This window comes from Micromonospora tarapacensis, from assembly GCF_019697375.1.
GTDB classification, from domain to species: domain Bacteria; phylum Actinomycetota; class Actinomycetes; order Mycobacteriales; family Micromonosporaceae; genus Micromonospora; species Micromonospora tarapacensis.
Map to the genome: position 1 here is coordinate 3,813,181 of NZ_JAHCDI010000004.1, position 12,147 is coordinate 3,825,327.

Sequence of the window (12,147 nt, forward strand, 5' to 3'; positions counted from 1 at the left end):
GATGACCGGGGGGAGCTTGTGAGGATCCGACTACTGGGCCCCATCGAGGTGGAGTCGGCGGGTGCGCCGCTGGATGTGGGGCCACGTCAGCGTCGTGCGGTCCTGGCCGCCCTGGCCGTGGATGCCGGCACGCCGGTGTCGATCGACACCCTGACCGAACGGGTGTGGGGGCCGGCGGCTCCGGAGGCGCCCCGCAGCGCCCTCTACGCCCACGTCGCCCGGCTGCGCCGGGCCCTGGCGCAGGTCGACGACGGCTCCGGCAGACCCGTCGGCCTGAGGCGCCACGGGGACGGCTACGTGTTGGACGTCGAGCGCCTGCAGGTGGACCTGCACCGGTTGAACCGTCTCATCGACACCGGCCGCGCGACGACGCGGATCAGCGACGAGCAGCGGATCGCCGCGCTGCGCGAGGCGATGGACCTGTGGCGGGGGGATCCACTCGCCACCCTGGCCAGTGACTGGGCCAACCGGGTCAGGCGCAGCGTGGCATCGCAGTTGATCAGCTTGGCCGGCGCCTGGGGCGCCGAGGAGCTACGACTCGGCAACCCGGAGGCGGTCGCCGAGCGGCTGGCCCGGATCCTCGGCTCGTACCCGCTCGCCGAACCGCTCGTGTCGCTGCAGATGCGGGCGCTCTGCGCGATGGGACGTACCCCCGAGGCGTTGCAGTACTACGTCGACACCCGCGCGCAGGTCGTCGAGCAGTTCGGCGCCGAGCCCGGCCCCGAGCTGCGTAACCTGCACGTCGCCATACTCCGCGGCGAACTCGACGAGCCGTACCCGGGCAACGTCGGCCCGGTCTCCACCCCGATCCGGCACGTACCGCGGCAGCTGCCCGCCGACATCGCCCGATTCTCCGGCCGGCACGACGACCTCGCGCCGATCCTGAACTGGCTGAACCCCGCCGGCACGGGGGACTCGGCCCCGGTCGTGTCGATCTACGGGACCGCCGGGGTGGGGAAGTCCACCCTGGCCATCCACGCCGCGCACAAGCTCGCCAGCCGGTACCCGGACGGCCAGTTGTACATCGCCCTGCGTGGCACCAGCGTGGACGCGGAGCCGCTGACGCCGGTCGACGCACTCGCCCGGCTGCTGCGCACCCTCGGCGTCAGCATGAGCTGCGACCAGGAGCAGGTCGACGAGGCCGCGGCCCTGTTCCGCTCGGTCGTCACCGGGCGGCGCCTGCTGCTGGTCCTCGACAACGCCGTCGACGCCGCCCAGGTGCGCCCGCTGCTGCCCAGTGGCGCCGGCTGCGGAACGCTGGTGACCAGCCGTCAGCCGCTGGCGGGGCTCAGCGACGTGCGCCAGCTGCGCGTCGGACCGCTCACCGTCCCGGACGCCATCGCGCTGCTGAGCCACTGGGTCGGGGCGGAACGGGTGGCGGCGGAGCCGGAGGCCGCGACCGCGATCGCCGAGTGGTGCGAGTGCCTACCGCTGGCGCTGCGCATCGTCGGTGCCCGCCTCGTGGCCCGCCCCGGTTGGCCGCTCGCCGAGCTGCGCGACCGGCTCGCCGACGAGCGCCGCCGGCTGGACAATCTGGAGTTCGACAGTGTCGGCCTGCGGGCCAGCATGGCCGGCTCCTACGACCGTCTCTCCGGCAGCCCGGACCGCTCCGAGCGCGCCATCGCCGAGGCGTTCAAGTTGCTGGGCACGTCGCCGATGACGGAACTCAGCCGGTCGACCGCCGCCCAGGTGCTCGCCCGCTCGGAGGCACACACCGAACGCATCCTGGAGCGTCTGGTCGACGCGCAGCTGTTGGAGACCTCGACGCCGGGCAGCTACCGAATGGGTGGACTACTGCGACTGTACGCCCGGGAGCGCTTCGCCGGGTCCGAGGGAGAAGTGACCGGCGAACCGTCGGACAAGGAAGAAGCAAGCGGTTCGCGGTTAGCGTGAGCCACTAGCTCGATTCCTTTTCACGACCGGAGAAGGTGCCGCGTGTCAACAAAAGAACTGGACGCACCGCAGGCCTTCCCGGGAATCGCCGTGACAGTGACCGCCATGCCGCGGAAGCGTTGGCGCTCGGTGGCCCGCCGGATACTCATGGGCCTGTTGCTGACGGTGACCGTGGTCTTCATCGTGCTCGCGCTGCGCGGTCAGGACTGGTCCACGGTGGCCGGCACGCTACGCGGGCAGCGGCCCGGCTTCGTCGTGGCGATGGCGGCGCTGGCCTTCCTGGCCAATGCCGCCGGTCTGGTCGCCACGATGGTCTCCTGGCGGGCCATGCTCGCCGGCGTCGGCGAGCGGGTCTCCGCCGTGCACGCGGCCCGAATTTTCTACTTCGGACAGTTCGTCAAGTACGTGCCCGGCAAGGTGATGGGTTTCCTGGTCAGCGTCGAGATGGGCAGGGCCATCGGCGTACGGCCGGGTCGGATGAGCGCGGCCTGGCTGCTGGCCCTGGTGGTGAGCCTGCTGACCGGCGCCACCGTGGGGCTGGCCGCCGGGCCGGAGGTCTTCGGCGCGTCGTCCGGCTGGCTCCTGCTGGCCGTCCTGCCGGTGGCCGCGGTTCTGGTCCGCCCCGGTCTGGTGGGCGGGGCCGCGACCCTGCTCGGCCGGCTGCGCCGCCGCCCGGAGCCGTCCACGGCGATCTGCGGCACCGGCATCCGGCAGGCGGTCGTCGCCCAACTGCTGGCGTGGGTGCTCGGGGGCGCCCACCTGTGGGTCCTCGCCGTGGCGATGGGGGCGCCGCCGCTGCGTGCGCTGCCGCTCTGCCTCGGCGCGTTCGGCCTCGGCGCGGTCGCCGGGGTCATCGCCGTCTTCGCCCCCGACGGCATCGGCGTCCGGGAGGTGGTGGTGACGGCCGCGCTCAGTGTCATCCTGCCGATTCCGGTTGCCGGGGTGGTGGCGCTGGTCAGCCGGGTCGTGGTGACGCTGAGCGAACTCGCCACCGCGGGGGTCGGCCTGCTGGTTACCGCGGCGGTCGTCCGGCGGCGCCAAGAGGCGGCAGTTCCTGCCGTGCCCACGGTGGCGGTGGCGACGGTGCCGGAGCACGCGAATGCCGACTCACCGGCTCCCAAGAAATCGCCAAGGAAATGGCCACAGGCGAGCCACTAATGTGCTCAGGGATTAGGTAGTCGGCCGTAGCGACACCTCAGAGAATGCGGTACCCATGCCGGACAGGAAATACGATCTGACGCTAGCGGCCACCTGCTACGAGCCGTATGTCAGTGGATTCACGCAGACCGCACGCAGCATCGCCGAGGGAATGGCCAATCGGGGTTGGCGGGTCGCCGTCGTCACCGCCCAGCACGATCCCGAACTGCCGCTGCGGGACACCGTCGGCGGGGTGGACATCTACCGCTCCCCGGTGCTGATGCGGGCGAGCCGGGCGTTCGTCGCCCCTCGCTACCCGATCCTGGCCGGCAAGCTGGCGCGCCGCTCGTCGCTGCTGCACCTCAACCTGCCGATGCCGGAGGCGGCCCTGCTGATGCCGCTGACCCGCCGCGTACCGGTGGTGAGCATGCTGCACAGCGACCCGCACCTGCCGGCGGGCTGGTCGGGCCGGGCCTTCGCGCGCGCCTCGGACGTCGCCTCCCGAGCGGCCATCCGCCGCTCCGCCGCCGTGGTGGCGAGCAGCCACGACCAGGCACACGCCTCGCGGTTCTGGCCGGTCATCCGCAACCGCAACTTCACCCCGATCGCGCCGCCGTGCCTGGACCGGCGCGGCGGTGAGCCCCGATACCGGGAGACCGGCGGCCTGCACGTCGGTTTCCTGGGTCGGATCGTGGCGGACAAGGGCATCGGCTACCTGGTCCGGGCGTTCCAGCGGATCGTCGACCCCGACGCCCGGCTGTTGATCGCGGGCAATTACCACGAGGTGGCCGGTGGCGATCTCATGGCGGTGCAGTCCGAGATCGACCGGGACAGTCGGGTACGGATCCTCGGCGAGCTGCGCGGCCGAGAGGTCAACGACTTCTACGCCTCGGTCGACGTGTTCGCGCTGCCGGCGGTCGCCAGTTCGTTCGGCACCGTACTGGCCGAGGCGATGATGAGCGGCATCCCGTCGGTGACGACCGATCTTCCCGGCAACCGTTACCCGGTGGCCGCGACCGGATTCGGCCGGGTGGTTCCGCCCCGGGATCCACAAGCGCTGGAACGGGCCATCTCCGAACTGGCGGCGGTGCCGCGGCACTGGAAGGAGCAGAAGGCCCGGGCGGCCCGGGCGCGCTTCTCCGTGGCGGCGTCGCTGGACGCGTACGAGGTTCTCTTCACCACCCTTCGCGGACGCACCGCGGCACGGCACGGCACCGATGAGACAGAAGAAAGGTTGGAGCCCGATGAATGAGCAGCCACTCGTCTCCGTGATCATTCCGAACTACAACTACGCCAGCACCATCGGCGAATGCATCAGAGCGGCGAAGAACCAGACGTACCCGGCCGTCGAGGTGATCGTAGCCGACGACGCGAGCACGGACGACTCGGTGGCGATCGCCAGGGCGCTCGACGTCACGGTGCTGCAGGTGCCGGTCAACAGCGGCGTCTCCACGGCGCGGAACCTGGGCGCCCGGCACGCCAACGGTGAGGTCCTCTTCTTTGTGGACTCGGACGTCGCGCTCGATCCCGACGCGGTCGAGCGGGCGGTCGACCACCTGCGGGAAGAGCCGCAACTCGGCGCGATCTGCGGCATGTACCGGGCCGAGCCGATGTTTCCCGACAGCCTGGTCAAGCGCTACCGCGCCATCCAGCAGTACGTCTGGTTCTGCGAGGTCGAGGGCGCCATACCGGGTCTGCACTCGGCTCTCTTCGCGATAAAGAAGGAGACGTTCCTGGAGATCGGCGAGTTCAACGACCGACTCCGCTGGACCGAGGAGCAGGACTACGGCTTCCGGCTCAACGCCCGGTACGAGGTCAAAGCCGTACCCACCATCCGGGGACGGCACGACCACGACGGCACGCTGCGGGTGATGCTGACCAAGGTGTTCAACCGTACCCGGCTCGGCGCGCCGAACTGGCTGCGGCTGAACAAGCTCCCGGGTGGTGCCGGCACCGGATATCGGGCACTGGGCAGTGCCCTCCTTCTCGCGGCGGTGTTCGCGCTGGTCTCGTCGGTGGTCCTCGGACCCTCGGCTCTCCTCGCCGCCGCGGTGCTGACCGGGATCGGCATCGGGCTCGACAAGCGCACCTACGGCTACGCCTACCGCCACCACGGGATCCTTTTTGGACTACAATTCACGGTGCTTCACCTATTGGTGACGCTCACCTCGGCGGTGGCCGCCAGCATCGGCATTATGCAGGGGTTGCTGTTCCCACGCATGACGCAGCGGCTCTACCGCGTCGAGAATCCCGCCTGACCCCACGCGCCAGCATCAGTGGTGCCCGACCGGAAAGTTGAACATGACTCCTTCTGATCAGCCTGACGACCTGGGTTTCGGGATCGACAGCACAGCGACCGAGGTACTCGCCGGCATCGACCTCTCCGGCAGGTTCGCCATCGTCACCGGCGGATACTCCGGCCTGGGCCTGGCGACCACCCGCGCCCTCGCCGCCGCCGGCGCCCGGGTCCTCGTTCCGGCCCGCCGTACGGACGTCGCGCGGGAGGCGCTCGCGGGGATCGCCGGCGTGGAGGTCGACGAACTCGACCTCGCCGACCTCGGCAGTGTCCGGAACTTCGCCGACCGCGTCCTCGACACCGGTCGCCCCATCGACATCCTGATCAACAACGCGGGCATCATGGCCGCCCCGCTGACCCGGGTGGGCGAGGGCTGGGAGTCCCAGTTCGCGACAAACCACCTGGGGCACTACGCCCTGGTCAACCGGCTCTGGCCGGCGCTCACCGCGGACGGCGGCGCGCGCGTCGTCGTCGTCGCCTCGGGCGCCGGGGAGACCCCGCGCATCAACTGGGACGACGTGCACTTCGAGAACGGCTACGACAAGTGGGCGGCGTACAGCCAGTCGAAGTCGGCCAACATCCTCTTCGCCGCCGAACTCGACCGGCTGGGCCAGGCGGCCGGGGTGCGGGCCTTTTCGGTGAACCCCGGCTACATCCTCACCCCGTTGCAGCGGCACCTCTCCAAGGAGGAGATGGTCGGCGCCGGCTGGATCGACGAGAACGGCACCGCGCTGCTGCCCGAGTTCCGGGCACCCGAGCAGGGCGCCGCGACCCAGGTCTGGGCCGCGACGTCACCGCGACTGACGGATACGGGCGGCGGCTACTGCCAGGCGTGCAAGGTGGTCAAGACCTTCGATGGCCCCGCCGACCGCGAGGCGGCCGAGCAGCTCTGGGCGCTTTCGGCCGAGTTGACCGGCGCCGACGCGTTCGGCAAGTCCGAGTAATGGGAGCGGCGGGCCGGTTGCCAGCCCGCCGGGACGTGACAACGCGGGGGTGGGCTCGGCCGGCCGGGCCCACCCCCCGCGCGACACCAGCGACAGGCACGTCAGAACTTGGTACGCCGCCAGGGACTCGAACGCCGAACCCGCGGATCAAGAGTCTCGCTCGTTGTTCCTGATCAGCGATATGCGGCCGCCTGCAGACTGAAGAACTCGGCGTACATCCCGTTGAGCGCCAGCAGCTCGTCGTGGCTGCCGGACTCTGCGATCCGCCCGTCCGACACGACCAGGATCAAGTCAGCCATCCGGACGGTCGAGAACCGGTGTGACACGAAGACGGTGACTCCGCCGGTACGGATCCCCACGTCACGCGCCGCGTCGGAGTACCGGTCGAACAAGGCGTGCTCGGTCAACGGGTCCAAGGCGGCGGCAGGCTCGTCGAGCAACAGCAGCAGCGGGTCGTCGCGCATCATCGACCGGCTCAACGCGATGCGCTGCCACTGCCCGCCCGACAGTTCAGCGCCGTTGTCGTAGGACTTGCCAAGGTAGGTCTCCAGGCCGATCGGCAGCCGGTCGATCACCTCCTCCGCGTCTGCTCGCCGGACTGCCCGCTCCACCGCGCCCGGTTCGTCGAGTCGAGGCAGGTCACCGAGGCCGATGCTGCTTCGGGCCCGCAGTTCCAGCCGGATGTAGTCCTGGAAGCTGGCGGAGATCCGCTGGCGCCATCCCAGCGGGTCGAGCCGCCGCAGGTCGGCGCCATCTATGGTGATCTCGCCTGCGGTCGGCCGGTAGAACTGGCAGAGCAGCTTGACCAGGGTGGACTTGCCGGAACCGTTGTCGCCGACGATGGCGACGATCGTGCCGGAAGGGATGCGCAGGCTGAGGCCTTGCAGCACGTCGGTATCGGTGCCCGGGTAGCGGAACGAGACGTCACGCAGCTCGATGCCGTCGGTGAGGACGGCGGGCGATGTCCGGTCAGCCGGCGGGCCGGGTTCCGGCGGCGTGGCATCGCGGATCCAGCTCAACCAGCCGAAGGCGCGGGCGTTGCGTTGCAGCGCCTGGGCGAGCGCGACGGCGCCGGCAGCCTGCGCGTTGGTTTGCACGGCCAGCGTGATGGCGAGGACGACGTCGCCGACGGTGCGCTCGCCGCTGATAGCGGCGCGGACGACCAGGACGATGGAGCCGATGTACCCGAGCGCGAAGATCAGCTGCCCGGTGAACCGCAGGGCCGCGCCGGCACATTCAGCCCGGCGCAGTCGGCTGTCCACCTCGCGGCGGACCATCCCGTGGCGGCGGCGGAGCTCTCCGCCGAGTCCGAAGAGCCGGATCTCCTTGGCGGCGATCGAGCTGAGGGCCAGATCGAACAGGTGCCAGCTCATGCGGGTCGACTCGGCGGTCGCGAGTTCGGCACGTTCCAGCCGCTTCTCGGCCAGCCGTCCGGCGATCAGCGGGGGGACACCGAAGATCGGCAGCAGGAGCAGCCACGGCTCGATGCGGGCGAGGAGCACGGCGGTCAGGGTGATCTGGGTGAGTAGCACCCCGATCGTCAGGACGGTCTGCACGCTCTGACTCAGCGTCCACGACTGCTGTCGGAGCAGCTCGAAGCGATCTGCGGCGTCCCGCCGTTCGTGCAGCGCCAGCCCGACCGGCCCGTGCGCCAGGTCGCCGAGCTGGCGTTCGGTGTCCTGCTTGTGCAGATCACCGAGCTCGAAGAAGAAGATGTGGGCGAAGTGCTCCATCGTCAAGCTGAGCAGGACACTCACGGCGGCGGCCGCCGCCGTCCAGACCGCGACATCGGTCCGCCGGTCCAGGGCCGCGTCGACCGCCACACCCAGAAAGAGCGCCAGCAGGGGTCCACTCACGGCGCCAAGCATCATCAACAGGGCGGCGGTGATCAGCCTTCCCGGGCTGAGCCGCCACGCCGAGGCCAGCGTCGCGCCGACACTGCGCAGCATTCTATTCACGGCCTTCCGCCTCTTTCTCGGTGAACCGCGCAGCCTGCAGCCGAAACAGCTCCGCATAGCGACCGTCGAGGGCGAGCAGTTCCTCGTGGGTGCCCTCCTCGACGACGCGACCGTGTTCCAGCACGACGATCCGGTCGGCACGGCGCACCGTGGAGAACCGGTGCGAGATGACCACGCTGGTGATTCCCCGGGTCAGGTCGAGGAACCGCTCGAAGAACGCCACCTCCGACCGCACGTCCAGGTTGGCGGTCGGCTCGTCGAGGACGAGAATGCCGGCGCCACCCTCGACGGCGACGAGAGCACGGGCGATCGCGATGCGCTGCCACTGCCCGCCGGACAGTTCGGCGCCGCCGGCGTACCGCCGCGACAGTGGAGTCTCCAGGCCGCGGGGGAGATGGTCGACGAAATCCGCCGCGCCGGCCTTTTCCAGGGCAGCCCGGACCACCTTGCCGGCCCGCTCCGGCTCTGCGAGCATCTCGATCGCGCCGAAGGCGACGTTGTCGCGCACCGGCAACTCGAAGTGGGTGAAGTCCTGGAAGATCGCGGCAACCCGACGCTGCCACGCCGTGGCCGGAAAGGTTCGGATGTCGACGCCGTCAGCGGTGATCGCCCCGGCCGTCGGTTCGTAGAGCCGGGCCAACAGTTTCACGAGGGTGGTCTTGCCTGCGCCGTTGAGGCCGACGATCGCCAGCGACCGGCCCGCCTCGATGGTGAGGTCGAGGTCGCCCAGCACCGGCGGCCCGCCCGGGTAGGCGAAGGACACCTTGTCGAATCGCAGCACCGACCTGGGCAGTCCAGCCGGATCGTCCCTGCCGCTCTCGGTGGTGCGGGCGTCGGCTTCGCTCATCCTCTCGATCCGCTCCACCGACCGGTAGGCATTGAGGCCCTGCTCGGTCGCCACGTCGGACTCGGCGATGAACCCGCCGATCCTCATGGCGGCCAGGGACGCCTGGAACACGAGTATCAACCCGCCCAAGCCGAGCAGTCCGGCCGCCGTTGCCTGAGCCGCTTCCGTCAGCAGCGCGCCCAGCAGCACGAAGGCGACAAGAACATAGAGAATGTAGGGGCCGTAGAACAGCCGGCGCCGGGCCCGCCAGACCGGGAGCGCGGCGTCCATGGCGGCCGTCGTGTACTCCTGCTTCAACCAAGGTAGGAGGCCGAAGACCCGTAACTCCTTCGCCGCCGCGGGCTGGAGCAGCATGGTGCGGAGATATTCGCTGCGGCGCCGCAGCCGGGCGGTGCTCCGAAAGACCTCGGTGAACACCGACAGGCCGAGCCGGTAGCCGAAGCGGATCGTCAGGGCCGCGACGAGCAGCGCCGGCCCGGCCCACCAGACGAAGGCGACCGACGTGACCCCGGCGGCGAGCACGGTCTGCAGGTACCGCGAGATCAGCGCGATCTGACCGGCACCCGCGGCACCCGGCGACCACATTTCGGTCCGCAGCCGGTCCTTGGCGTCGGCGACGTGATCGAGCAGTTCCGGATCCTCCATGACGGCCACGCCGCCGCCCGCTTGGGAGGCCGCCATCAACCGGTCACGGACGAGATCGTCGAGGCGACGGCGGATCAGGTTGCCGAGCAGTTCCTGTACCGGCAGCAGGAGCTGCACTCCGAAGAACGCGGCCGCCGCGAGGATCAAGTTGGTCCGAAGATCGCTCCAGGCCGCCGAGCCGAGCCCGCCGCCTACCGCGTCCGGCACTCGGGCGACCACGGCTGAGGTGGCGAGGATGAACACGACCGGCAGGATCCCCGCGGCGATCTGGATCAGCACGGCGGACGAAACCAGCGACCAGCCGGCATCGGGCACCAGGTGCAGGATTCTCATTCGCCCGTCGAGGCGCGATCTGTGGCCGTGAACAAGTTCGGCCCACACAGACCTTTCGTGCATCGTCACCACCAGCGCCTCCCCGTGCGGCTGTGAACCCTGATCTACCTATGCGACAGGAACAGGGAATTCGCCTTCCTCAACCTCGACACGTGACCCAGGCCATGCCGCGGGGGTCGACCTTGCGCAGATTTCGAACTGCTCGTAGAGATCGATCCAGTTGGCGCCTACCGCAGGGTTGAAGATTGGCGCAAGCATGGCCTGCAGGATCACCTCAGGAGATTCCTTGTGCAGCGCGATGAAGAGGCTCAAGTTCTTCAGCCAGCCCTCGTAGACAGGCTTGTTGGGGCTCAGAGGTGGCCCTTGATGGTAGGCGAAGCTTTCTTCGTCGAAGACGAGCTGCGTGCCGGATCGCTCCAGCCTGTACCCCAACTCGGAATCCTCCAGACCCCATCCCCGAAATTCCTCGTTGAACCCGCCGACGCGCTTGTAGTCGACGCTTGGAACAGAGACGTTGCAGGTGAAGAACAGATGCCACGATGTCTTCAGATCGCCGCCGAATTCGCTCAGGCGACTCAGCAGGTCCAGCCTGATGTCGCTCTTGATCACGCCGCCAAGGAATCCCTCGGCACCGTCCTCGATAAAGCGCTCGTCGAACGCTTCCGGAGCCCGCAGATATTTCCTGAAGCCGATCACGGCCTTCCTCGCGGACCCGACCCGGTAGTGGCGAAGATGCCGATCGACAAAGGTGGGCGGAACCAGTTGGTCGCCGTCGACGAAAATCAGGATGTCGCCGGTGGCCTCCTCTGCGCCGCGATTTCTTGCGGCACTTCTGGACGACGTTGCGGAGCGAGGCAGATGCAGGTGGCGGAATCGGGAGTCCGCCATCGCGTGACGCTGCACCGTCTCTGCTGTCGGGTCGGTCGATCCATCATCGACGACGAGCACTTCGAGCGAATCGTAGACCGCCAGATTCTGTGCACGGAACGTGCGAAGGCATCTGTCCAGCAAGACGGACGAGTTGAATGTCGGCACAATCACTGATGCCTTCATCGACGGTCTCCATTCCAGAGTAGAAACCGGAATTCCCAACGTGGGAAGCCGAGCACCAAGTTCTTCTAGGCTGAGGTCAAACCGCCGGCCGACGACCGACGGCGGTGCTGGCGGTTCACGCTACGTTCCGCCGCGGCCAGGTGAGCCGGCCGCGCCGTCGCCTGAAGCGTGCCGGGATTCCGCGCGCCAGGTGCACCCGTCGCCTGCCTGTTCGCACGACACCGTGACGTCCGATTCGACGTAGCGGGCGGCGATGGCGGTGTTGAGTTCCTGACAGTACTGGCATGGTGATGCGAAAGTCAGTTTGACGCCGGCACCGGCGGCCTGTTTGCGGTACCGCAGGATCCCACATTCGGTGTTGCGCAGGACGGTGCCAGAAGGCCGGGGCTCGCTGGTCACTGCCGAGTCGTAGAGCAGCAACTGGCGCTGCAGCCGGGTCATGAAGTGGACGGCGGCAGACTCTCCGGCGGGCCGCTGCGATCGCAGTAGGTCCGCGGTGATGCGCGAGTTCGCCTGGATCCACGCGGACACGCCGTCATCGCCGTGCACGGCGAGAATGAACTCTTCGGCAGCCGCCTGGGCCTCGAAGAACCGCTGGCGCCAGAGATCGACCTTGACGGCGGGGTCGAGGGGAGCAGGGTCACTGGTCATGGTCGGTGTCCTTGTTGGTGTCGATCTCGGCGAATACCTCCTGGGCGATGCGCAGCCCGTTGTTGGCGACCGGCCAGCCCCCGTAGTAGGCGAGCTGGATGATGATCTCGACGATCTTCTCCCGTGGCATCCCCAGGTGCAGGGCGGCACCGATGTGGCCGCGCAGCTCCCAGTCGGTCCGGGCCAGGGTAACCGCGGTCAGCGCGATCAATTCGCGTTCCTCGACGCTCAGGTGCGGGCGGGTCCAGATCTCACCGAACAGGTGGTCGATGGTGAGCTGCAGGAAATCGGGATAGGAGCCTGGGCGGGGTTCGCGGCCGAAGACGTGCTTGAACATCGCCTCACCCCGCTCATGCCGGGCAAGCGGCTGGTTCATCGATCACTCCTTCG

10 protein-coding genes are annotated in these 12,147 nt (G+C 69.0%); 5 read left to right on the forward strand and 5 right to left on the reverse strand.

Going from position 1 to position 12,147, the window contains the following annotated elements; translation table 11 throughout:
* The first annotated feature begins 18 nt into the window (after positions 1 to 18).
* The 5 genes from KIF24_RS23230 (at position 19) to KIF24_RS23250 (ending at position 6,270) form a co-directional block, all read left to right on the forward strand.
* Complete coding sequence (locus KIF24_RS23230; RefSeq protein WP_221085833.1) at positions 19 to 1,893, forward strand: AfsR/SARP family transcriptional regulator; 1,875 nt, start codon at positions 19 to 21, stop codon at positions 1,891 to 1,893.
* A 105-nt stretch (positions 1,894 to 1,998) separates the two neighbouring features.
* Positions 1,999 to 3,051 (forward strand): lysylphosphatidylglycerol synthase domain-containing protein, encoded by a 1,053-nt coding sequence (locus KIF24_RS23235; RefSeq protein ID WP_221085834.1) that lies wholly within the window; start codon positions 1,999 to 2,001, stop codon positions 3,049 to 3,051.
* Positions 3,052 to 3,106: 55 nt separating this feature from the next.
* Positions 3,107 to 4,282, forward strand: a complete 1,176-nt coding sequence (locus tag KIF24_RS23240; RefSeq protein WP_221085835.1) for a glycosyltransferase family 4 protein — start codon at positions 3,107 to 3,109, stop codon at positions 4,280 to 4,282.
* Positions 4,275 to 5,288: a glycosyltransferase family 2 protein gene (locus KIF24_RS23245; protein ID WP_221085836.1), complete on the forward strand. Its 1,014-nt coding sequence runs from the start codon at positions 4,275 to 4,277 to the stop codon at positions 5,286 to 5,288. The genes KIF24_RS23240 and KIF24_RS23245 overlap by 8 nt, the downstream gene beginning before the upstream one ends.
* Positions 5,289 to 5,331: 43 nt before the next feature.
* Positions 5,332 to 6,270: an oxidoreductase gene (locus KIF24_RS23250; RefSeq protein ID WP_221085837.1), complete on the forward strand. Its 939-nt coding sequence runs from the start codon at positions 5,332 to 5,334 to the stop codon at positions 6,268 to 6,270.
* A gap of 173 nt (positions 6,271 to 6,443) precedes the next feature.
* Here KIF24_RS23250 and KIF24_RS23255 read toward each other — a convergent pair whose 3' ends face one another.
* The 5 genes from KIF24_RS23255 to KIF24_RS23275 form a co-directional block, all read right to left on the reverse strand.
* Entirely contained in the window at positions 6,444 to 8,219 is a 1,776-nt protein-coding gene (locus KIF24_RS23255; RefSeq protein WP_221085838.1) for an ABC transporter ATP-binding protein, read from the reverse strand.
* 1 nt (position 8,220) lies between these two features.
* Positions 8,221 to 10,053, reverse strand: a complete 1,833-nt coding sequence (locus tag KIF24_RS23260) for an ABC transporter ATP-binding protein (protein ID WP_221085839.1) — start codon at positions 10,051 to 10,053, stop codon at positions 8,221 to 8,223.
* Positions 10,054 to 10,161: 108 nt separating this feature from the next.
* Positions 10,162 to 11,106 (reverse strand): glycosyltransferase, encoded by a 945-nt coding sequence (locus KIF24_RS23265; RefSeq protein WP_221085840.1) that lies wholly within the window; start codon positions 11,104 to 11,106, stop codon positions 10,162 to 10,164.
* 120 nt (positions 11,107 to 11,226) lie between these two features.
* Positions 11,227 to 11,757: a hypothetical protein gene (locus KIF24_RS23270; protein WP_221085841.1), complete on the reverse strand. Its 531-nt coding sequence runs from the start codon at positions 11,755 to 11,757 to the stop codon at positions 11,227 to 11,229.
* Positions 11,747 to 12,133, reverse strand: coding sequence for a carboxymuconolactone decarboxylase family protein (locus KIF24_RS23275; protein ID WP_221085842.1), 387 nt, complete (start codon positions 12,131 to 12,133; stop codon positions 11,747 to 11,749). Before KIF24_RS23275 ends, KIF24_RS23270 begins: the two co-directional genes overlap by 11 nt.
* Positions 12,134 to 12,147 lie beyond the last annotated feature (14 nt).